This window comes from Streptomyces sp. PsTaAH-124 (genome assembly GCF_000373685.1).
GTDB lineage: Bacteria > Actinomycetota > Actinomycetes > Streptomycetales > Streptomycetaceae > Streptomyces > Streptomyces andamanensis.
On the sequence record NZ_KB892202.1, the window covers coordinates 369,620 to 390,028 of the forward strand.

General features: G+C 73.4%; 21 protein-coding genes. 7 read left to right on the forward strand and 14 right to left on the reverse strand.

From position 1 onward, the window contains the following. Positions 1 to 230: 230 nt before the first annotated feature. Positions 231 to 668 carry a cell division protein SepF gene (locus B086_RS0131615; RefSeq protein ID WP_018570445.1) on the forward strand — a complete coding sequence of 146 codons (438 nt, stop codon included), beginning with the start codon at positions 231 to 233 and terminating at the stop codon, positions 666 to 668. Positions 669 to 704: 36 nt separating this feature from the next. On the opposite strand, the gene B086_RS0131620 is transcribed toward B086_RS0131615, so the two are convergent. Together B086_RS0131620 and B086_RS0131625 are read right to left on the reverse strand one after the other, a co-directional pair. After that, positions 705 to 1,904, reverse strand: a complete 1,200-nt coding sequence (locus tag B086_RS0131620) for an acyl-CoA dehydrogenase family protein (protein ID WP_018570446.1) — start codon at positions 1,902 to 1,904, stop codon at positions 705 to 707. A gap of 62 nt (positions 1,905 to 1,966) precedes the next feature. Continuing rightward, positions 1,967 to 3,634, reverse strand: coding sequence for an MFS transporter (locus B086_RS0131625; protein WP_018570447.1), 1,668 nt, complete (start codon positions 3,632 to 3,634; stop codon positions 1,967 to 1,969). Between the two features lie 266 nt (positions 3,635 to 3,900). On the opposite strand from B086_RS0131625, the gene B086_RS0131630 reads away from it, so the two are divergent. Together B086_RS0131630 and B086_RS0131635 are read left to right on the forward strand one after the other, a co-directional pair. Further along, positions 3,901 to 5,079, forward strand: coding sequence for a glycosyltransferase family 39 protein (locus tag B086_RS0131630; RefSeq protein ID WP_018570448.1), 1,179 nt, complete (start codon positions 3,901 to 3,903; stop codon positions 5,077 to 5,079). Positions 5,080 to 5,376: 297 nt separating this feature from the next. Then, positions 5,377 to 6,396, forward strand: a complete 1,020-nt coding sequence (locus B086_RS0131635) for a phosphatase PAP2 family protein (RefSeq protein ID WP_026252967.1) — start codon at positions 5,377 to 5,379, stop codon at positions 6,394 to 6,396. A gap of 49 nt (positions 6,397 to 6,445) precedes the next feature. Here the strand turns inward: B086_RS0131635 and B086_RS0131640 are convergent, their stop codons facing one another. Then, positions 6,446 to 6,661 carry an I78 family peptidase inhibitor gene (locus B086_RS0131640; RefSeq protein WP_018570450.1) on the reverse strand — a complete coding sequence of 72 codons (216 nt, stop codon included), beginning with the start codon at positions 6,659 to 6,661 and terminating at the stop codon, positions 6,446 to 6,448. A gap of 642 nt (positions 6,662 to 7,303) precedes the next feature. On the opposite strand from B086_RS0131640, the gene B086_RS0131645 reads away from it, so the two are divergent. Both B086_RS0131645 and B086_RS0131650 read left to right on the forward strand, forming a co-directional pair. Continuing rightward, complete coding sequence (locus tag B086_RS0131645; RefSeq protein ID WP_018570451.1) at positions 7,304 to 8,137, forward strand: hypothetical protein; 834 nt, start codon at positions 7,304 to 7,306, stop codon at positions 8,135 to 8,137. A 37-nt stretch (positions 8,138 to 8,174) separates the two neighbouring features. Then, positions 8,175 to 8,552, forward strand: coding sequence for a hypothetical protein (locus B086_RS0131650; protein WP_018570452.1), 378 nt, complete (start codon positions 8,175 to 8,177; stop codon positions 8,550 to 8,552). An 84-nt stretch (positions 8,553 to 8,636) separates the two neighbouring features. On the opposite strand, the gene der is transcribed toward B086_RS0131650, so the two are convergent. The 5 genes from der to aroH all read right to left on the reverse strand — a co-directional run bounded on the left by der (position 8,637) and on the right by aroH (position 13,120). Then, the gene (der, locus tag B086_RS0131655) at positions 8,637 to 10,121 is read right to left on the reverse strand and encodes a ribosome biogenesis GTPase Der (protein WP_018570453.1); all 1,485 of its coding nucleotides are present in this window, start codon (positions 10,119 to 10,121) and stop codon (positions 8,637 to 8,639) included. 81 nt (positions 10,122 to 10,202) lie between these two features. Then, positions 10,203 to 10,790: a lysophospholipid acyltransferase family protein gene (locus B086_RS0131660; RefSeq protein WP_078510153.1), complete on the reverse strand. Its 588-nt coding sequence runs from the start codon at positions 10,788 to 10,790 to the stop codon at positions 10,203 to 10,205. A gap of 77 nt (positions 10,791 to 10,867) precedes the next feature. Further along, complete coding sequence (gene cmk, locus B086_RS0131665) at positions 10,868 to 11,563, reverse strand: (d)CMP kinase (protein WP_018570455.1); 696 nt, start codon at positions 11,561 to 11,563, stop codon at positions 10,868 to 10,870. A gap of 112 nt (positions 11,564 to 11,675) precedes the next feature. Beyond that, positions 11,676 to 12,761 (reverse strand): prephenate dehydrogenase, encoded by a 1,086-nt coding sequence (locus B086_RS0131670; protein WP_018570456.1) that lies wholly within the window; start codon positions 12,759 to 12,761, stop codon positions 11,676 to 11,678. Further along, a complete protein-coding gene (aroH, locus tag B086_RS0131675; protein WP_018570457.1) occupies positions 12,758 to 13,120 on the reverse strand; it encodes a chorismate mutase in 363 nt (120 codons plus the stop codon). The genes B086_RS0131670 and aroH overlap by 4 nt, the downstream gene beginning before the upstream one ends. 258 nt (positions 13,121 to 13,378) lie before the next feature. On the opposite strand from aroH, the gene B086_RS0131680 reads away from it, so the two are divergent. Both B086_RS0131680 and B086_RS0131685 read left to right on the forward strand, forming a co-directional pair. Continuing rightward, positions 13,379 to 13,852: a Rieske (2Fe-2S) protein gene (locus B086_RS0131680; RefSeq protein ID WP_018570458.1), complete on the forward strand. Its 474-nt coding sequence runs from the start codon at positions 13,379 to 13,381 to the stop codon at positions 13,850 to 13,852. 22 nt (positions 13,853 to 13,874) lie between these two features. After that, positions 13,875 to 14,576 (forward strand): DNA polymerase beta superfamily protein, encoded by a 702-nt coding sequence (locus tag B086_RS0131685; protein WP_018570459.1) that lies wholly within the window; start codon positions 13,875 to 13,877, stop codon positions 14,574 to 14,576. 16 nt (positions 14,577 to 14,592) lie between these two features. Here B086_RS0131685 and B086_RS0131690 read toward each other — a convergent pair whose 3' ends face one another. The 6 genes from B086_RS0131690 to B086_RS0131715 all read right to left on the reverse strand — a co-directional run bounded on the left by B086_RS0131690 (position 14,593) and on the right by B086_RS0131715 (position 20,391). Further along, the gene (locus B086_RS0131690) at positions 14,593 to 15,612 is read right to left on the reverse strand and encodes an ADP-ribosylglycohydrolase family protein (RefSeq protein ID WP_018570460.1); all 1,020 of its coding nucleotides are present in this window, start codon (positions 15,610 to 15,612) and stop codon (positions 14,593 to 14,595) included. Between the two features lie 99 nt (positions 15,613 to 15,711). Beyond that, positions 15,712 to 16,782: a pseudouridine synthase gene (locus B086_RS0131695; protein ID WP_018570461.1), complete on the reverse strand. Its 1,071-nt coding sequence runs from the start codon at positions 16,780 to 16,782 to the stop codon at positions 15,712 to 15,714. After that, positions 16,782 to 17,492 (reverse strand): SMC-Scp complex subunit ScpB, encoded by a 711-nt coding sequence (gene scpB, locus B086_RS0131700; RefSeq protein WP_420712596.1) that lies wholly within the window; start codon positions 17,490 to 17,492, stop codon positions 16,782 to 16,784. Before scpB ends, B086_RS0131695 begins: the two co-directional genes overlap by 1 nt. A gap of 11 nt (positions 17,493 to 17,503) precedes the next feature. Continuing rightward, a complete protein-coding gene (locus tag B086_RS0131705; protein WP_018570463.1) occupies positions 17,504 to 18,673 on the reverse strand; it encodes a segregation and condensation protein A in 1,170 nt (389 codons plus the stop codon). A gap of 18 nt (positions 18,674 to 18,691) precedes the next feature. Continuing rightward, a complete protein-coding gene (locus tag B086_RS0131710; RefSeq protein ID WP_078531249.1) occupies positions 18,692 to 19,270 on the reverse strand; it encodes a hypothetical protein in 579 nt (192 codons plus the stop codon). Then, on the reverse strand, positions 19,255 to 20,391 hold the full coding sequence (locus B086_RS0131715; protein ID WP_078510150.1) for a ParA family protein: 1,137 nt from the start codon (positions 20,389 to 20,391) through the stop codon (positions 19,255 to 19,257). The genes B086_RS0131710 and B086_RS0131715 overlap by 16 nt, the downstream gene beginning before the upstream one ends. Positions 20,392 to 20,409 lie beyond the last annotated feature (18 nt).

Consider the following 20,409-nt stretch of genomic DNA (forward strand, 5'->3'; position numbering starts at 1 on the left):
CACCCGGACGTACCACGGGTCACCCGAGTGCCGTGGACGATCATATTTCACTCCCGGTCAGCATCGGTGTAGAGCATGACCCTTGGGGCACAAGGCCCTCGACGGATCGGCTGTGCACCAGTACCGTCACAAACCCCCCGCGCGGCGTCTATCCACTTGGCGCGCTGTCAGCATCATGGATGACCATAGGGATGCGAGAACAGAAAGACCGCTAGTGAGAGGAGGCGTCCATGGGATCGGTACGCAAGGCGAGTGCGTGGCTCGGCCTCGTCGACGACAACGAAGACGAGCGCTACTACGACGACGACTACTCCGAGGGGACCGGGTCCGGCGACGCCTGGGTCACCGACCCCCGCGTGAAGGTCGCCACGGACACGGCCGAGGAGAAGGGCCGCCGCATCGGCACGGTGACACCGGACAGCTTCCGGGACGCCCGCGCCATCGGCGAGCTGTTCCGCGAGGGCGTGCCCGTCATCGTCAACCTCACGGCGATGGAGGCGTCGGACGCCAAGCGCGTGGTGGACTTCGCGGCCGGTCTTGTCTTCGGGCTGCGCGGCTCCATCGACCGGGTGTCCACGCGGGTGTTCCTGCTCTCCCCCGCCGACACGGAGATCATCAGCGGTGACCCGGGGGCGCACCGCTCGGACGGCTTCTTCAACCAGAGCTGAGGCAGGGCCGCACACCGGCCCTGCCCCACCCGGGGCTCACCGGAAGGCGTCGAGACCGGTGAGCGCCTTGCCCAGCACGAGCTGGTGCATCTCGACGGTGCCCTCGTAGGTGAGCACCGACTCCAGATTGGTCGCGTGCCGCATCACCGGGTATTCGAGGGAGATCCCGTTGGCGCCGAGGATCGTGCGCGCCGTGCGGCAGATCTCGATCGCCTCCCGTACGTTGTTGAGCTTGCCGAAGCTGACCTGCTCGGGACGCAGGCGGCCGGCGTCCATGCGCCGCCCGAGGTGGTGGGCGAGCAGGATCCCCTTGTGCAGTTCGACCGCCATGTCGGCGAGTTTGGCCTGGGTGAGCTGGAAGCCCCCGATGGGCCTGCCGAACTGCTCGCGCGAGCGCGCGTAGTCCACCGCGGCCTGGAAGCTGGAGCGGGCCGCGCCCATGGCGCCCCAGACGATTCCGTAACGGGCGTGCGACAGACAGCTGAGCGGGCCGCGCAGCCCGCTGACCTCCGGAAGCACCGCGTCGGCCGGAATGCGCACGCCGTCGAGGACGAGTTCGCTGGTGACGCTGGCCCGCAGGGACCACTTGTGCTTGATCTCGGGGGCCGAGAAGCCCGGCGTGCCGGTGGGGACGACGAAGCCGCGGATGCCGTCCTCGGTCTGCGCCCACACCACGGCGACGGCGGCGACCGAGCCGTTGGTGATCCACATCTTGCGCCCGTCGAGCACCCAGTCGCCGCCCGCGTCGCGCTGGGCGCGGGTGCGCATCGAGGCGGGGTCGGAGCCGTGGTCGGGCTCGGTGAGCCCGAAGCAGCCGATGGCCTCGCCGGAGGCCATGCGCGGCAGCCACTCCTGCTTCTGCTCCTCGCTGCCGAAGCGGTGGATCGCGTACATGGCGAGCGAGCCCTGCACGCTGACCAGGGAGCGGATCCCGGAGTCGGCTGCCTCCAGTTCCAGGCAGGCCAGGCCGTACTGGACGGCGGTGGCGCCCGCGCACCCGTAGCCGCTCAGCGACATGCCGAGCGCGCCGAGGGAGCCCAGTTCGCGGGCGAGTTCCCGGACACCGGGCAGTTCGCCGCTCTCGTACCACCCGGCGATGTGCGGCAGCACCCGGTCCGCGGCCCAGTCCCGCACGGTGGCGCGGACGGCGAGGTCCTCCGGGTCCAGCAGATCGTCGATCCCCAGCGGGTCGACGGGGTCGAACGGGGGCAGCGACGGTTTCGACGACGCCGGCATGGGCACCTCGCATCTCCGACTCAGTTGACTAGCGCTGCTAGTCAAACGGCTCCGGCCCGACGTTACGACGCCCGGTGTCCCGCGTCCAGCGCCACCCGAACCGGCTCGGTCTCCCGCTGCGCGGGCAGATCCGCCGCCGACCGCTCCCCCGATTGCTCCCCCGGTCGCTCCGCCGGTTCCTCGCACTGCATCGCCCGCGGCAGCCGCAGCGCGGCCAGCGCGCCCAGCAGCAGCAGTCCCGCGCTCACCAGCAGCGTCACATGCAGTCCGTGCACGAAGGAGTCCCGGGCGGCCCGCCGCAGCGCGTCCCCGGACGGCCCGCCGAGCCGCCCCGCGACCTCGTAGGCCTCCCCCAGGGAGTGCGACGCCTGCGCCGAGGCGGCCGCCGGGACGCCGGGCACCCGGGAGACTCCGGGCGCGTAGGCCGCGTTCATCACGGTGCCGAGCAGGGCGATGCCGATGCCCGCGCCCAGTTGGTAGGAGGTCTCGCCGATCGCCGCGGCCCCGCCCGCCCGGTGGGCGGGCGCCTCGCTCAGCATCGACTCGTACGCGCCGAAGAGCGTCGTCTCCAGGCCGAAGCCGAGCAGCACGAACCCGGCCAGCAGCAGCCCGGCGGCGTCCGCGGTGCCCATCGCGGTCAGCGCGAGCACGGCGAGGGCCGTCGCGCAGAAGCCCGCGCACACCATGCGCCGCGGCCCGAACCGGCGCAGGACGCGCGCCCCGACCAGTCCGGCCGCCATCGCGGCGAAGGTCAGCGGCAGCAGCCGCAGTCCGGTGCTCAGCGGGGACAGGCCGAGCACCAGTTGCAGGTACTGGGCGGCGACCAGCTCCAGGCCGACCAGGGCCAGCATCGCCAGCACGATGCAGCCCACGGCGGTGCCGAAGGCGGGCCGCGCGAACATCCCGAGGTCCACCAGGGGGTGTGTCCGGTGCCGCTGCCGCCGTACGAAGAGCACCAGCAGCGCCGCGCCCAGCAGCAGCGGGCCCAGGGTGAGCGCGCTGAGCACCGGCTCACCGCCGCCGAGCCGCTTCACCCCGAACACACTGCCGAACAGACCGGCCGCGGCCAGCAGCGCCCCGGTCACGTCCCACGGGCCCTCGCGGCCGCCGGTCGACTCGGGCAGCAGCAGCCGCCCCACCGGCAGGCTGACCAGCATCAGCGGGATGTTGACCAGGAAGACCGAGCCCCACCAGAAGTGTTCGAGGAGGAAGCCGCCGAGCAGGGGTCCGACCGCGGCGCCCACCGCGGCGACCGCGCTCCAGACGCCGATCGCGAGCGCCCGCTCGCGCCGGTCGGGGAAGACCTGCCGCAGGATGGACAGCGTGGCCGGCATGATCATGGCACCGCCGACGCCGAGCAGCGCTCGGGCCAGGATCAGCGTCTGGGGATGGTGGGCGAAGGCCGCGAGGGCGGAGGCGACGCCGAAGAGGGCGTAGCCCAGGAGCAGGATCCGTCTGCGGCCCACCCGGTCGCCCAGCGTGCCGAAGAGGATCAGCAGCGAGGCGCAGACCAGTGGGTAGACGTCGACGATCCAGAGCAGTTCGGCGGCGCCGGGCCTGAGGTCCTCGGTGACGGCGGGCACCGCCACGTGCAGCACGGTGGCGTCCACCGCCACCAGCAGCAGGCTGACGCAGAGCACGACCAGGACGAGCCAGCGGCCCGCGCCCTCCCCGGCCGCCCGGCGGTGCGGTCCGCGAACCGCCGCGGTCGCGGCGGACGTGCCGGACATGTACGTACCTCCCAGATGAACCCTCGCCTCGGCGGGCCCGCGGAGTGGGGACGTTCCGCGCCAGGGCCTGGGCCGGGAAGGAGCGGTGGTTCCCGGTCCGCGCGACGAAGGGCGAGTGACACGGCAGCCTACGCGAGTCCCCCGCCCGGGTGCGTGGCCGATCTCTCACACTCCCGACGGAACGCGTGTGGTGTACGCCACTCCCTCGTACGGGTGGACCGCCCCGGCCGCCGGACGGCTTTCGGCCACGGTCGATAATCGAGCCCGTGACCGATCTTGCGACACGCCGGGCGACGGCCCGCACCGGGGCCCTGCGCCGCGCCGCCCCCGCGCTCTGCGGCTACGCGGCCGTGCGTGCCCTGGGCCTGCTGGTACTGGCCGTCTGGAGCGCGGCGCGCGGCAAGAGCGCGTACACCCTGCTGACCGCCCGCTGGGACTCCCTCTGGTACGCGCGGGTGGCCGGCGGCGGTTACGGCTACGAGGTGCGCCTGCCGGGCGGTGACGTCCACGCGGACCTGGCGTTCTTCCCGCTGCTGCCCTGGCTGGAGCGGCTGGGCGCCGCGGTGGGCCCGCTGTCGTACGCCGACGCGGGGTTCGCGGTCAGCCTGCTCGCCTCGCTCGCGGCGGCCTGGGGGATCTTCGCGGTGGCCGACCACGTGTACGACCGCCGGGCGGGGATCTGCGCGGTGCTGCTGTGGGCGGTGCTGCCGGTCGGGATCGTGCAGTCGATGGCGTACAGCGAGTCGCTGTTCACGGCGCTCGCCGCCTGGGCGCTGTACTGCGTGCTGACCGGCCGCTGGGTGGGCGCGGGCGCCCTGGCGCTGCTGGCCGGGCTGACCCGGCCGGTCGGGCTCGCGGTGGCCGCCGCTGTGTGGACGGCGGCCGTCCTCTCGCTGCTGCGCGAGCGGCGCGCGGCGGCACCGGCCCCGCTCACGCCCGCGCCGGGTCCCGGCCGGCGCGTCCTCGGCATGCTGCTCGCCCCGCTGGGGGCCGCCGGCTACGTGCTGTGGGTCGGCCACCGCACCGGCGGCGGCCCGCTCGGCTATCTCGACGTCCAGGCGGGCTGGCGCAACGGCTTCGACGGCGGGTACGCCTTCGCGCGCTTCGTCGGCGAGAAGTTCACCGCGTTCCCCTCGGCGCTCGCCGGGGCCGGCCTGATCGTCGGAGTGGCGCTGGTGGTATGGCTGTACGTCACCGGGGTGCGGCAGGGGCAGCCGCCCGCGCTGCTGGTGTACTCCGGGATCGTCACCGCGCTCGCCCTGTGCGCGTCGAGCTACTTCGGCTCCAAGCCGCGGCTGCTGCTGCCCGCCTTCCCGCTGCTGCTGCCGCTCGCCCTGGCCCTCGCCCGGCTGCGCGCCTCGCGGGCGGCGCTGCTGACCGGCGGCATCGCGCTGGCGTCGGCCGTCTACGGCGCGTTCTGGCTGAACGGCTCGGGGCCGCCGTGACCCGGCCCGGCGCCCGCCGGTCCCCCATGATCATTTTCCGTCCGGTGCCATGAGCCGTGATCCGCCCGGCGCCCCGCGTGCACGCACGGTGAATTCCAGCCGGGCGTTCGCTCAACGCATTCATAAACACCCGGCAACGGACACCGGAATGATCAAAGGAAATGCATGCCGGGCGGCGCGTACTCTTATGAAATCCGGGAAAAACAAGCCCCGTTGAGAGCAATCCCACATCACATCGTCATCACAAACCACGTGATTCGTCCGGGAACCCCACTCACTCGCTGTAACGTCGATTAGGTGCCTACCGAAGGAACCCTCACCCGCCTGGACCGGGTGTTCGCCAGGCTGGACCGTGAGCCACAGCGGCCGGCGCACCTCGACGTGCCGACGATGAGCCGGCACCGGGTCGTGCTCTTCTCGGCGACCCTGGGCTTCTACCTGGCGATCGTCTGGGCCGTGGTGACCACCTCCTGGCTGGTGCGCCTGGACTGGCAGGTCATGTTCTTCCGGCCGTACCAGCAGTGGCCGCAGATCCACGCGTTCCTCGACTACTACGTCGTCCTCGGACAGCGCGGCCCCACCGCCGTGATGGTCGCCTCCTGGCTGGGCTGGCGCTCCTGGCGGCAGCACACCCTGCGTCCGCTGCTCACCCTCGCCACCTCGCTGCTGCTGCTGAACGTCACGGTCGGCGCCGCGAAATACGGCATGGGACGCCTCGGCCCGCACTACGCGACCGTCATCGGCTCCAACGAGATGGGTCTCGGCGGCGATATATTTCCCAGCGGCCACACCGCGAACGCCGTGCTGACCTGGGGAATCCTCGCCTATCTGGCCTCCACCCCGACCGCGCGCCGCTGGCTGTCGGCGCTCTCCGCCGTGACCTCGCTCGGCGTCGGCCTCACCACCGTCTACCTGGGCACGCACTGGCTCAGCGACGTGGTGCTCGGCTGGGCCGCCGGTCTGCTGATCCTGCTCGCGCTGCCCTGGTGCGAGCCGGTGATCGCCCGCGCCGAGACCCGCATCCTCGATCTGCGCGACCGCTGGCGCACCCGCTCCGGCCTGCGCGCCCCGGTTCCCGGACCGGTCCTTCCGGTGGGCACGCCGGTGGTGCACAAGCCGCGCGTCCCGGCAGCGGAGGAGGCCCCGGCGTCCCACGGAGCCCTCGGCGCCGGCCGCGCCTCCCGGACGCCCGTCCACCTCGTCCCGGGCCCGCACACCGCCCGCGCGGAGCACTCCCCCGTCACCCCGTCCGGCAGCCGCAGGCCGCCGCAGCCCGAGCACGCCCCGCGCGGCACGGCCCCGGCGGCCCGCTCCTGACCCGCGGTGCGCACCCGCCCGGGTGCGCACCGCCGCGGGCGGCGCGTCCTCAGCCCTTCCAGGCGCGGGCCACCTTCCCGTCGCCGACCTCGAAGTTGAGCCGCCCGACCCGGTACTCCATGGTGATGACCGCGCCCGGCGGCAGCGAGCGGACCGTGGACCAGCCCCGCTCCCGCGCGAGCCGTTCGGCCCGGCCCGCCTCCAGACCGACATACCGTTCGGGACTGTCCTGGGGCTCCGCCGGCGGAGTGGGAATCGGTGCCATGCCCCCACGCTAGGCGTCCCCCGGAGAGCAGGGAAGTCCACCGCGCTCCTGGCGGCCGCATCCGTACGCATGCGCCTGGCCTGTCACGTTTACGTCACAAGATCACCACAGCGCGCGGCGCCGCACTCCGTCACCCTCACCACCGCCCGCTTCCCTCTCGCGCGGGCATTCGAACGCAATTCCCCGGAGCCCGGACATCCCGCGGGAATACCCGCCGGAAAGCAGCCGGGAAGGCACGGGAAAGCACGGGAAGCGAATCCCGGAGCACACCCGGAAGGACATTCCGCTTCCCTGCGGTCCTCCCTTCGGTCCCCCTTCGCCCCCTCCTTCGGAACAGCCCGGCAGGACGGGCCCGCACAAGAATTCCACGGCTCCCCGACAGCCTTCCCGATCCGCCCGTGGAGCGGACGGCGTCGCTCCGCACCGCCCGGCCGGGAGTCCGCATCACCCCCTCCGGCGACAGTGCGTGAGGAACTGTAAACCCTGTGTGACCATCGGATGGAAGCGGCCGGATTCCGTGCGCCGCAGGGCGTGACTCCCCCCGCGGATCGTCCGTTGTCTTCTGCATGAGCCGGGGGCCCTCCCGGTTCAGGGCCGGGAGCCACCCGGTCCCGCCACGCACCGCATCCCGAGGAGCCACCCGTGCCGCGCATGCTCGACGTCAGCGACGCCGTACGCGCCGAGATCGGCGACGAAGAAGCCGACCGGCTGCTCGCCGGAGAGAACGCCCCGGGCAGTTACGACTGCACGTCCTGCCGCACCCCCGGCGACTCCGCGCAGGAGCGCACCAGCACCGTTCTGTTCGTCGGGGACGAGACCGCCGTCCTCGCCTTCGCCCACTCCACCTGCCTGCCCTCCCAGGTCGTCCAGGTCACCGAGGAGCAGCTGCGGGGCGCGGTCCGCTCCATCAACGCGGACACGGGCGCCCCGGCCGCCGGCGTGCCCGCGCAGGGGACGCCCCCGCAGAGCCCGGAGCGGACCGCGCCGCAGCAGGCCGCGCCGGAACAGGCCGTCCTCGGGGTGACCAGCGGGCTCGTCCTGGTCGCGGGCGAGCTGCACCCCGCGCTGGTGGTCGAGCCGACCGGCCCCATCGTGCGGCCGGGCTCCAACGGCCCCGACGACGAGTTCCTGACCCTGCTCACCGAGCAGGGCTACGTCCCGATGGCCGACCTCGCCTCCGTGCCGCCCGTGCTGCACGGCTGGTCGGTGCTGCTCGCCATGGGCCAGCTGCACGCCGTCCTCCAGCCGGGCACGGAGGACGGCAGGCCCGCCGCCTGGTGGCAGGCGCACCAGCCGCTCCAGGTCACCGACGGCTGGCGGGCCGCGGCCAACAAGCACCAGCAGGTCCTGATGTTCGCGGCGCCGGTCGGGGCCATCGGCCGCCAGCCCCGCGAGGACCTGCTGCGCAACGCCCTGGACAAGGCGGCGGCGCAGGGCAGGCTGGTCGCGGCGACGCTGCCGCTCGCCGGGACCTGAGCCGCATCTCTTCCGGTTCGGGGTCGTTTGGACATACGTGCACGCATATGAGGTTCCCCGCCGCCAGTCCTACCATCCGAACCGGTCCACGCAGCCGTCCCATGATCAGCACGGCTACTCGGCCACGCCGATCTACGACGCGCTCTACGCCGAGTACGTCAAGTCCTACCGGACGCTGCCGGGCGACCGCAGCGGCGAGGAGGACCTGGGCTTCGTCGCGTTCGGCAACCTGCCGCGCGGTCTCGGCCCGAACACGTACATCGCCTACAGCGCGGGCGCGTACAGCACCCGGCACGGCACCGGACGGCAGCAGACGCAGTGGCAGCGCGTCGGGACGCTGGGGCGGCAGGAGGCCGGGCCCGGGATGCACCACGTCCCGGCGGCGCTGCCGCCCGCCCCGCGCCGCGGCGACTGAGCCCGCCGCCGGGCGTACGGGGACACAAGAGGGCGGCCCCTGAGCCAGGGGCCGCCCTCTTGTGTCCGGAGGAAGGACCTCAGGTCACTTCTTCTTCGCGCCGCGCTTCTCCCGCACCCGCACCGAGATGTGGATCGGGGTGCCCTCGAAGCCGAACTCCTCGCGCAGCCGGCGCTCGATGAAGCGCCGGTAGCCGGCCTCGATGAAGCCGGAGGCGAAGAGCACGAACCGCGGCGGCTTGGTGCCCGCCTGGGTGCCGAACAGGATGCGCGGCTGCTTGCCGCCCCGGATCGGGTGCGGGTGGGCGGAGACCAGCTCGCCGAGGAAGGCGTTGAGACGGCCGGTGGGCACCCGGGTCTCCCAGCCGGCCAGCGCGGTCTCGATCGCCGGGACCAGCTTCTCCATGTGCCGTCCGGTGCGCGCCGAGACGTTCACACGCGGGGCCCAGGCGATCTGGCCCAGCTCGGTCTCGATCTCCCGCTCCAGGTAGTAGCGGCGCTCCTCGTCGAGGGTGTCCCACTTGTTGAAGGCGAGGACCAGGGCGCGGCCCGCCTCGACGGCCATGGTGACGATGCGCTGGTCCTGCACCGAGATCGACTCCGAGGCGTCGATCAGGATGACGGCGACCTCGGCCTTCTCGACCGCGGCGGCGGTGCGCAGGGACGCGTAGTAGTCGGCGCCCTGCTGGAGGTGGACCCGCTTGCGGATGCCCGCGGTGTCGACGAACTTCCAGGTGACACCGCCCAGTTCGATCATCTCGTCGACCGGGTCGCGGGTGGTGCCCGCCAGCTCGTTGACGACGACGCGCTCCTCGCCCGCGACCTTGTTCAGCAGCGAGGACTTGCCGACGTTGGGGCGGCCGATCAGGGCGATCCGGCGCGGGCCGCCGGGGGCGCCGGCGCCGAAGCTCTGGAGCGGCGCCTCGGGCAGCGCCTCCAGGACCCGGTCCAGCATGTCGCCGGTGCCGCGGCCGTGCAGCGCGGAGACCGGGTGCGGCTCGCCGAGGCCGAGGGACCACAGATAGGCCGCGTCGGCCTCGCCGCTGGGGCCGTCGACCTTGTTGGCGCACAGCACCACGGGCTTGCCCGCCTTGCGCAGCAGCCGGACGACGGCCTCGTCGGTGTCGGTGGCGCCGACCTTGGCGTCCACCACGAAGACGACCGCGTCGGCGGCCTCGATGGCGTACTCGGCCTGCGCGGCGACGGAGGCGTCGATGCCGAGGACGTCCTGCTCCCAGCCGCCGGTGTCGACGACCTTGAAGCGGCGGCCCGCCCACTCGGCCTCGTAGGTGACCCGGTCGCGGGTGACGCCGGGCTTGTCCTCGACGACCGCCTCGCGGCGGCCGATGATGCGGTTCACCAGGGTCGACTTGCCGACATTGGGGCGGCCGACGACGGCGAGCACGGGCAGCGGGCCGTGTCCGGCGGCCTCGATGGCGCCCTCGACGTCCTCGATGTCGAAGCCCTCTTCGGCGGCGAGCTCCATGAACTCCGCGTACTCGGCGTCGCCGAGCGCCCCGTGCTCGTACTCGTGCGCGGCCGAGCCGTCGGGCTGGATGTCGTCGTTCATGAAGTCCGTACCTCGTAGTTCATCGTGGTGATCGGTGGCGGGCGCCACGGTCGGTGGCGCTCTCCACTACTCAAGTGTCACCTAGCGCCCGGTGCGGCGCCTGGCGTTTTCCAGGTGGTCGGCGAGCTGCTTCCGGATGTGCCCGGTGGCCTCGTCCAGTGCCCGCCGGGTCCGTCTGCCGCTGCCGTCACCCGCTTCGAACGGGTCGCCGAAGACGACGTCGACCCGCGAGCGCAGCGGGGGCAGCCCCCGTATCAACCGGCCCCGCCGCTCGGAGCTGCCCAGCACCGCCACCGGGACGATGGGCGCCCCGCTGCGGACGGCGAAGTAGGCGAGCCCGGCGCGCAGCGCGGCGAAGTCGCCCTCGCCGCGGGTGCCCTCGGGGAAGATGCCGAGGACACCGCCCTGCTCCAGCACGCCGAGCGCCCGGGTGATCGCGGTGCGGTCGGCGCTGTGCCGGTCCACCGGGAGCTGGCCGATACCGGTCAGGAAGGAGCCGAGCGGTCCGACGAACGCCTCCTTCTTGATCAGGAAGTGCACCGGCCGGGGTGCCACGCCCATGACCATGGGTCCGTCGACGTTGTGGGAGTGGTTGACGGCGAAGATCAGCGGCCCGGTCGCGGGCACCTTCCAGGCGCCCAGGACCCGGGGGCGCCACAGGCCGTACATCAGCCCGACGCCGATCCGGCGGCCGACGTCCGCGCCGCGCTCGGACGCGGCACCGGCCGTCTGCTGGGACGGAAGACTCACGCGGCGGCCCGCTTCTCCTCGACGAGCAGGACGACGCACTCGACGACCTGGGCGAGCGTCAGCTCGGTGGTGTCCACCTCGACGGCGTCGTCCGCCTTGGCCAGCGGGGAGGCGGCCCGGCTGGAGTCGGCCGCGTCCCGCTTGACCAGGGCCTCGCGGGTGGCGCGCACATCGGCGCCCTTCAGCTCGCCGCTGCGGCGGGCCGCGCGCGCCTCCGGCGACGCGGTGAGGAAGATCTTCAGATCGGCGTCGGGCAGCACGGTGGTGCCGATGTCGCGGCCCTCGACGACGATGCCGCGGTCGGCGGCCCCGGCCAGGGTGCGCTGGAGCCCGGTGATCACGGTGCGCACCTCGGGCACGGCGCTGACCGCGCTGACCTGGGAGGTGACCTCCTGGGTGCGGATCGGGCCGGACACGTCCACGCCGTCGACGGTGATCGTCGGGTGGGCCGGGTCGGTGCCGGAGACGATCTCCGGCTTGGCGGCCACGGCGGCGATCGCGGTGGGGTCGTCGATGTCGATGCCGTTGGTCACCATCCACCAGGTGATCGCCCGGTACTGGGCGCCGGTGTCCAGATAGCTCAGGCCGAGCTGCGCGGCCACGGCCTTGGACGTGCTCGACTTGCCCGTGCCGGAGGGGCCGTCGATGGCGACAATCACGGGCTGGGCGGTCCGGGCGGCGCCGTCTTCCACAGCGGGGCACCTTCCTGGTGAAGGGTGGTGGATGGGTGTGCGGGAGCCGGGGCCCCCGGCACAAGGTTACTGGCTGCCCGGGGCCCCTCATGCTGCCGGAGGTGCCCCGCGCTCACTGCCGCAGCGCCCAGCCCCGCTCGCGCAGCGCCGCCGTCAGCACCGGGACGGCCCGCGGCTCCACCATCAGCTGCACCAGACCGGCCTGCCGGCCCGTCGCGTGCTCGATCCGGACGTCCTCGATGTTCACCCCGGCCGTCCCGGCGTCGGCGAAGATCCGGGCCAGCTGACCCGGCTGGTCGTCGATGAGGACGGCGACGACCTCGTACGCCCGCGGCGCCGACCCGTGCTTGCCGGGCACCCGGACCCGGCCCGCGTTGCCCCGCCGCAGCACGTCGCGGACCCGGGCGCCGCCCTCCTCCCGCTCGGCGCCGTCGGCGGACCGGAGCGCGCGCAGCGCCCGCGCCGTCTCGTCCAGGTCGGCGGCGACGTCGGTGAGCAGATCGGCGACCGGGCCCGGGTTCGCCGAGAGGATGTCGATCCACATCTGCGGCTCGGAGGCGGCGATCCGGGTCACGTCCCGGATGCCCTGCCCGCACAGCCGTACGGCCGCCTCCTCGGCGTGCTCCAGGCGCGCGGCGACCGTGCTGGAGACCAGCTGGGGCATGTGGGAGACCAGGGCCACGGCCCGGTCGTGGGCGTCGGCGTCCATGACGACCGGGACCGCGCGGCAGTGCGAGACCAGTTCGAGGGCGAGGTTGAGCACCTCGGTGTCGGTGTCCCTGGTGGGGGTGAGCACCCAGGGGCGGCCCTCGAAGAGGTCGGCGCTCGCGGCCAGCGGTCCGGACTTCTCCCGGCCCGACATGGGGTGGCTGCCGATGTAGTGGCTCAGGTCCAGGCCCAGCGCCTCCAGCTCGCGGCGCGGGGCGCCCTTGACGCTGGCCACGTCCAGGTAGCCGCGGGCCACGCCCCGGCGCATGGCGTCGGCGAGCACCCCGGCGACGTGCGCGGGCGGGGCGGCCACGAGCGCCAGGTCGACGGGACCCTCGGGCGCCTCGTCCGTGCCGGCGCCGAGCGCGACCGCCGTGCGGGCCTGCTCGGGGTCGCGGTCGGCCAGGTGCACCCGCACCCCGCGCCCGACGAGGGCCAGGGCGGCGGAGGTGCCGATCAGGCCGGTGCCGATGACGAGTGCGGTCCTCACTGGGCGATGTCCTTGCGCAGGGCGGCCGCCGCGCCGAGGTAGACGTGGGTGACCTCGGCGCGCGGCCGGTCGGTCTCGATGTGCGCGAGGACCCGGACCACGCGGGGCATCGCGCCCTCGATGTCCAGCTCCTGCGCGCAGATCAGCGGTACGTCGGCGATGCCGAGCCGGCGGGCGGCGACCGCGGGGAAGTCGCTGTGCAGGTCGGGGGTGGCCGTGAACCAGATGCTGATGAGGTCGTCGGCGGTCAGGCCGTTGCGCTCCAGGACGGCGGTGAGCAGCGCCTCGACCTGCTCGCTCATGTGACCGGCGTCGTCCCGTTCCAGCTGGACGGCCCCCCGGACCGCTCGTACCGCCACGGCGCTGCTCCTTGCTGACGTGTGCTGACCTGAGTCCGACCTGAGTGCTGCGGGCCCGCCGGTGACGGGGTCCCGGCCGACCAGCCTAGTTGGGCGGCGGGCGGCCCACGCGCGGCGCCCGCCCGCTGAGACGGCGAACGGATGCACCATTTGCACCAATGAGTTCGCATTTACTTCGACTTGAGAGTTTTCGGTGCGAAGATGCTTGCGCTCCGCTCGGAGCGACTCCCCCCACCTCGGCACCCTCGGAGTGACGGCATGACTCAGGGCACGACCCGGCGCACGGTTCTCGCGACGGGCGCGGCTGCGCTCGCCGCCGGATGCAGCGACTCGACCTCGGGCGGCGACAGCGCGGCCTCCCCCGAGGCCGCCTCCTCGGCACCGCACACCGCCTCCACGGCACCGACCACGGCGGCCGCCGCCTCCCCCTCGCACAGCGCCGCCGGCGCGGAGCTGACCCGCACCGACGACATCCCGGTCGGCGGCGGCAAGATCTTCAAGGAGCAGCGCGTCATCGTCACCCAGCCGGAGAAGGGGCAGTTCAAGGCGTTCTCCGCGGTCTGCACCCACCAGGGCTGCACCGTCGCCTCGGTGGAGAACGGCACCATCGCCTGCCCCTGCCACGGCAGCATGTTCCACGCCGCCGACGGCTCGGTGGCGCACGGCCCGGCCTCCCGGCCGCTGGCCGCCAAGGAGATCCAGGTGGAGGGAAATTCCATCCGCCTGGTGTGAGGATCCGCGTACGCTCCCGGGCATGCAGCCCGAGGACCTGGTACGCGACCACACGATCTACGCCTGTGTCATGGGCTCGCGGGCATTCGGGCTGGCGACGGAGGACAGCGACACGGACCGCCGTGGCGTCTTCGTCGCCCCCGCCCCGCTCTTCTGGCGCTTCGAGAAGCCGCCCGCCCACGCCGAGGGGCCGCTGCCGGAGCAGTTCAGCTGGGAACTGGAGCGCTTCTGCGAACTGGCGCTGCGCGGCAATCCGAACATCCTGGAGTGCCTGCACTCCCCGCTCGTGGAGTACGCCGACGACACCGGCCGTGAACTGCTCGCCCTGCGCGAGGCGTTCCTCTCCCGCCGGGTGCACGCCTCCTTCACCGGCTACGCGCTCGCCCAGCGCCGCAGGCTGGAGGCCGGTGTCCGGGCGCACGGCGCCCCGCGCTGGAAGCACGCCATGCATCTGCTGCGCCTGCTGACCAGCGCCCGCGACCTGCTGCGCACCGGCCGCCTGGACATCGGCACCGGCGACGCCCGGACCCGGCTGCTGGCCGTGCGCGGCGGCGAGGTCCCCTGGCCCGAGGTGGAGTCCTGGATGACCCGGCTGGCCGCCGAGACCGAACAGGCCGCGGCGCGCACCCCGCTGCCCGAGGAGCCCGATCTGCGCCGCGTGGAGGACTTCCTGTACCGCGTCCGCCGCGCCTCGGCGCTCGGCGCCCCCGCCCGGCCCGTGTGAGCCCGCTGGGAGCCGCTCAGACGTCCCAGAGGGCCCCCAGCGCCAGCAGTTCGTCCCGGTACTCGATGCGCTCGGTCCAGGCCGCGGGCCAGGCACCGGGGCCCAGGTGCGCGCCCGCGAAGGCGCCCGCCAGGCAGGCCAGGGAGTCGGAGTCGCCGCGGGTGCAGGCGGCGCGGCGCAGGACGGTGACGGGCTCGTCGGGGAAGAGCAGGAAGCACAGCAGGCCGGTCGCCAGGGCCTCCTCGGCGATCCAGCCGTCGCCGGTGGCCTCGCACGGATCGTCCTCGGCCGACACCGTCGCCACGGCCCGCGCCAGCCGGTCCAGCACCACCAGGCACTCGTCCCAGCCGCGGGCGATGAACCGCTCGGGCCCCGCGTCCCCGGTGCGCGTCCACAGGTCGCCCAGCCACAGGTGGTGGTAGCGGGTCCGGTTCTCCTCGGCGTACGAGCGCAGCAGCGCGACCAGGTCCGCCGGGGCGGTGCCGTGCGCGAGGAGGCGTACGGCGTGCGCGGTGAGGTCGGAGGCGGCCAGCGCCGTCGGATGGCCGTGGGTGAGCGCGGCCTGCAACTGCGCGGCACCCGCCCGCCGGACGTCGTCCAGCCCGGGGACCAGCCCGAGCGGCGCCACCCGCATGTTGGCCCCGCACCCCTTGGACTCGACCTGGCTCGCCCGCTGCCAGGGCCGGTCCGGGTCGCCGAGCAGACCGCAGGCGACCATGCAGGTGTGGCCGGGCGCCCGGTTGTTGTCCGGAGAGCGCGACCAGTCCACGAACTCCTCCCGCACCGACCGCTCCAGCCGCCGCGGAGCCAGCGGCCCCCGCTCCATGGCGGTGCGCAGTCCCCGCCCCAGCGCCAGCGTCATCTGGGTGTCGTCGGTGACAAAAGCCGGCGTCGGCAGCTCCGTCTCCCGCCACGGCCCGCACTTGGCGAGGATCGAGGGCACGTCGCTGAACTCGGTCGGAAACCCCAGCGCGTCGCCCAGGGCCAGGCCCAGCAGCGCTCCGGTGGCCCGCCCGGCGGCGGTCGTGGCGGTCATACGGACTTCCTCCAGGATCGGGTACGGGGCCGCGCACGGCGAGGCGGTGGCACCACGAGAGCGCCACCGCCCGCCGGTGTACGGACCCCCGCCGAGACCCTAGAGGTCGACCTCCTGCATCAGCATGCCGACCTCGGTGTTGGACAGGCGGCGCAGCCAGCCGGACTTCTGGTCGCCGAGGGTGATCGGGCCGAAGGCGGTGCGCACGAGCTTGTCGACCGGGAAACCCGCCTCGGCGAGCATGCGGCGCACGATGTGCTTGCGGCCCTCGTGCAGGGTGACCTCGACGAGGTAGTTCTTGCCGGTCTGCTCGACGACCCGGAAGTGGTCCGCGCGCGCGTAGCCGTCCTCCAGCTGGATGCCGTCCTTCAGGCGCTTGCCGAGGTCGCGCGGGATCGGGCCGACGATGTGCGCCAGATACGTCTTGCGCACGCCGTACTTGGGGTGGGTGAGGCGGTGCGCCAGCTCGCCGTGGTTGGTGAGCAGGATGACACCCTCGGTCTCGGTGTCCAGCCGGCCGACGTGGAACAGCCGCGTCTCGCGGTTGGTGACGTAGTCGCCCAGGCACTGCCGGCCCTCGGGGTCCTCCATGGTGGAGACGACGCCCGCGGGCTTGTTCAGCGAGAAGAACTGGTACGACTGCGTCGCGACGGTCAGGCCGTCGACCTTGACCTCGTCCTTCTCCGGGTCGACCCGGCGGCCCTGCTCCAGGACGATCTCGCCGTTGATCTCGACGCGGGCCTGCTCGATCAGCTCCTCGCAGGCGCGCCGCGAACCGTACCCCGCGCGCGCGAGCACCTTCTGGAGCCGCTCGCCCTCCTGCTCGGCGCCCGGGAAGGTCTTGGGCAGCTTGACGTCCTTCTTGCCCGCGTACCGGTCGCGGTTGCGCTCCTCCGTCCGCGTCTCGTACTCGCGCGAGCGCGCCGGAGTCGTACGCCCGCCCTGGCCCTCGGGTTTGCGGGGGCCGCCCTTGGCGCCGCCGCGGGCCGCTCCGCCGCGCCCGGACTTCGGGCCGTCCTTGGTGGCGCCGGGGCCCACGTCGTAGCGGCGCTCCTCGGGGCGGGGCTTGCCGGGGCGTCCCTGCCCCTGCTTCTGGTCCCTGTCGTTGCCGGCACCGCGGTGGTTACCGCGTCCGCCGCTCTTGCCGCTGCCGCTACCGCTGCTTCGCATCAAAGTTCCGTCGTCGTCGTGTGAGTCATGTGCGTCCCGTGACCGTCGTCCAGGTCCGGGGCGTCCGGGTCGAACGACGGTACGGCCTCCTGGGTCTCGGCCTCGATCGCCTCCGCCTCGGGGAGGAAGGGCGCGAGCTCCGGGAGCTCGTCCAGACCGCGCAGGCCCATCCGCTCCAGGAAGTAGTTCGTCGTCCTGTACAGGATCGCACCTGTTTCGGGTTCCGTGCCCGCCTCCTGGACCAGTCCGCGCTGGAGCAGGGTGCGCATGACCCCGTCGCAGTTCACTCCGCGCACGGCGGAGACCCTGCTGCGGCTGACCGGCTGGCGGTAGGCGACCACCGCCAACGTCTCCAGCGCGGCCTGGGTGAGCCGGGCCTGCTGGCCGTCCAGGACGAAGCCCTCGACGGCCGCCGCGTACTCGGGGCGGGTGGAGAAGCGCCAGCCGCCGGCGATCAGCCGCAGCTCGAAGCCGCGCCCCTCGGCGGTGTACTCGTCGGCCAGCTCGCGCAGTGCGTCCGCGATCTGCCGCCGGGGCCGCTGGAGCGTCCTGGCCAGCAGTTCCTCGGTCGCGGGTTCGTCCACGACCATGAGCACGGCCTCCAGGGCGGGCTTGAGGTCGAGTGCGGCGACGGGCCGCAGGCCCGCGGGAAGTCCCGCGGCCCCGGTCTCCTCGCTCAGGACTTCCTCGCTCAGGGCTTCCGCGCTCATGGGTTCCGCGCTCATGGCTTTCGCTCCTCCTCGGGCTTCTCGGGCGGCCGGTCGAACTCGTCGGTCACCCGCGTGTGCGCGTCCTCGTCGCCGCCCGTCCAGCGCACCAGCAGGTCGCCGAGGGCCGTCTCCTGGTCGAGGGCGACGGCCTTCTCCCGGTACAGCTCCAGCAGCGCCAGGAAGCGGGCGACGACCGTGAGCGTGTCGTCGGTGTCCGCCACCAGGTCCTGGAAGCGGGCCTCGCCCGTCTCCCGCAGCCGCTCGACCACGATCCGGGCCTGCTCCTGCACGCTGACCAGCGGCGCGTGGATGTGGTCCACGTACACCTGGGGTCTGGGCCGGGGCTGCATCGCCTTGACGGCCAGCCGGGCGAACCCCTCGGGGCCGATGCTGATGACGACCTCGGGCAGCAGCTCGGCGTGGTGCGGTTCCAGTCCGACGGTACGGGGGTGGCGGCGGGCCTCGGCGGTGAGCCGGGCGTCGAAGATGTCGGCGATCCGCTTGTACGCGCGGTACTGGAGCAGCCGGGCGAACAGCAGGTCCCGGGCCTCCAGGAGCGCGAGGTCGGCCTCGTCCTCCACCTCGGCGGCGGGCAGCAGCCGGGCCGCCTTCAGATCGAGCAGGGTGGCGGCCACCACCAGGAACTCGGTCGTCCGGTCGAGGTCCCAGTCCGGGCCCATGGACCGGATGTGCGCCATGAACTCGTCGGTGACCTTCGACAGCGCGACCTCGGTGACGTCCAGCTTGTGCTTGGCGATCAGCTGGAGCAGCAGGTCGAAGGGCCCCTCGAAGTTGGCCAGCCGCACGGTGAAGACCCCGTCTCCGCCCTCGCCGCGCTCCCCGTCCCCGGCGGAGGCCGCGCGCGCCGCGCCCTCTCCTCCCGGCTCGGGCCCGGCGGACGGGACCGCCGCGACCGCCGCGACCGCCGCGACCGGCTCGACCGATGCTCCGGCCACCACGGGCCTCTCGGGCGCCGTCGGCGCGGGTTCCGTGTTCCGCCCGGCGGGCTGTACGGCCGCCGGGGCCGAGGGGCGCGGGGCGGTGCCGGCCTCGGGGGCTGGGCCCGCTTCGTGCGGCTCGGGCGCGACGGGTGCCGGGGCCGCGCCGGGTCCCCTGCCCAGGGCGCGCCTGCGCGCGGCGGCGGGGCCCGGGTCCGGGGGAGGTACGTCGTTCGAGGTCATGGCCTCCGCAGGCTACCGCTACCGTCCGCGCAGCCGGCGTACGAGAATGCTCGTGTCCCCGCGGGACTCCAGGTCGGCCAGGACCACGGCGACCGCCTCGCGGACGATCCGGCCGCGGTCTACGGCCAGGCCGTGCTCGCCGCGCAGCACCAGACGCGCGTGCTCCAGGTCCATCAGTTCCTCGGCGGAGACGTAGACGGTGATCTTCTCGTCGTGGCGTTCGCGTCCGCTGGGGCGGCGGTTGGCCGAGCGTCCGCGCTTGCGGGGGGCCGCAGCGGCGCCGTCCTGGCCCGGCTGGGCCTGGCGCCGTCCGGAGCGCTCCGCCCCGGCGCCCGCGGCGCCGCGGCTGCGGGACTCGCCCGCGTCGGCCGCCTCGGTGTCGGCCGCGACATGCTCGGCGCCCTCGCCGTCACCGCCCTGCGCGGGCACCGAGTGCGGCGCGTCCTCCGCCGGGGCGGCGGCGTCGCTCTCGCCCGCCGGGGCCGGCACCCTGGCCTCGCCGCCCGGCTGGCGCCGGGGAGTGGACGCCTGGAGCGCGGTCCCCCCTGTCGTACGGAACAGTTCGTCGGCCCCCGGCAGACTCACTCGGCGTGACACCGGGCGAGCACCTCCCTGGCGAGCTGGCGGTAGGCGGCGGCACCGACGGAGTTGGAGGCGTACGTGGTGATCGGCTCACCGGCGACCGTGGTCTCCGGGAAGCGGACCGTGCGCCCGATGACCGTGTGGTAGACGTGGTCGTCGAACGCCTCGACGACACGGGCGAGCACCTCACGGCTGTGCACGGTGCGCGAGTCGTACATCGTGGCGAGGATGCCGTCCAGCTCCAGGTCGGGGTTGAGGCGTTCCTGGACCTTCTCGATCGTCTCGGTCAGCAGCGCGACACCGCGCAGCGCGAAGAACTCGCACTCCAGCGGCACGATCACCTTGTGCGCGGCCGTGAGGGCGTTGACGGTGAGCAGACCGAGCGAGGGCTGGCAGTCGATGACGATGTAGTCGTAGTCGTCCATCAGCGGCTTGAGCGCACGCTGGAGCGTGGACTCGCGCGCGACCTCGGAGACCAGCTGCACCTCGGCGGCCGACAGGTCGATGTTGCTGGGCAGCAGGTCCATGTTGGGGACCGCCGTCTTCAGCAGGACCTCGTCCGCGGACATGCCCCGCTCCATGAGCAGGTTGTAGACGGTGAGGTCCAGCTCCATGGGGTTGACGCCGAGACCCACCGACAGCGCGCCCTGCGGGTCGAAGTCCACGAGCAGCACCCGGCGTCCGTACTCCGCGAGCGCGGCACCCAGGTTGATGGTCGACGTGGTCTTGCCGACGCCGCCCTTCTGGTTGCACATCGCGATGATCTTCGCGGGTCCGTGGTCGGTCAGCGGCCCGGGGATCGGGAAGTACGGCAGCGGGCGTCCGGTCGGGCCGACGCGCTCACGGCGCTGTCGGGCCGCGTCGGGCGCGAGCGTGGCCGCGTACTCGGGATCGGGCTCGTACTCGGCGTCGGGGTCGTAGAAGTGCCCCTCGGGCAGTTCGTCGTAGTCGGCGAAGTGGTTGTGGGGCGCGCCACTTCCGTCGCCGGCCATGGCGTTCACGTGATGGCCATCCATGCTCTGGTGTCCTGGCTGGGTCACCCGCGGGAACCGGTGACCCTGGTGGGCTGCGAAGGTGCGCACAGCGACGGAGCCGACAGCCTCGAGCCCCGCGGAGCTCTGGCCCCGCACAGGCATTCCTGGTTGACCACCCCC